This window comes from Desulfofundulus sp. (genome assembly GCF_049701015.1).
In the GTDB taxonomy this organism is placed as follows: domain Bacteria; phylum Bacillota; class Desulfotomaculia; order Desulfotomaculales; family Desulfovirgulaceae; genus Desulfofundulus.
In genome coordinates this window covers 1-243 of sequence record NZ_JBNATZ010000001.1, presented here as the reverse complement: position 1 = coordinate 243, position 243 = coordinate 1, and the positions used below count along the sequence as shown (strand labels likewise).

The window sequence follows — 243 nt, the reverse complement described above, 5'->3', positions numbered from 1 at the left end:
GTTTTGCCAATGGAGGGTTGATTCTACTTGATATCCTGCTGGGAGGCCCTCTTCAGAAGACAGCCATCATGGGATACGACCCTATCGTTGGTGCTCGCTTTTACGGAATCGGCAATGAGTACATGGGAATTCTTATCGGCTCGATGATCATCGGCTCCACAACTCTACTAACCCGTCTGCCTCAATGGCGGAAACCCCTTATGTTCTTGACCGCAATACTATACCTGACCACCATTTATGTCC

At 49.0% G+C, this 243-nt stretch carries 1 pseudogene; it reads left to right on the top strand.

Going from position 1 to position 243, the window contains the following annotated elements:
• Positions 1-17: 17 nt before the first annotated feature.
• A pseudogene (locus ACPLUI_RS00005) lies at positions 18-243 on the top strand (hypothetical protein); the annotation flags it as partial.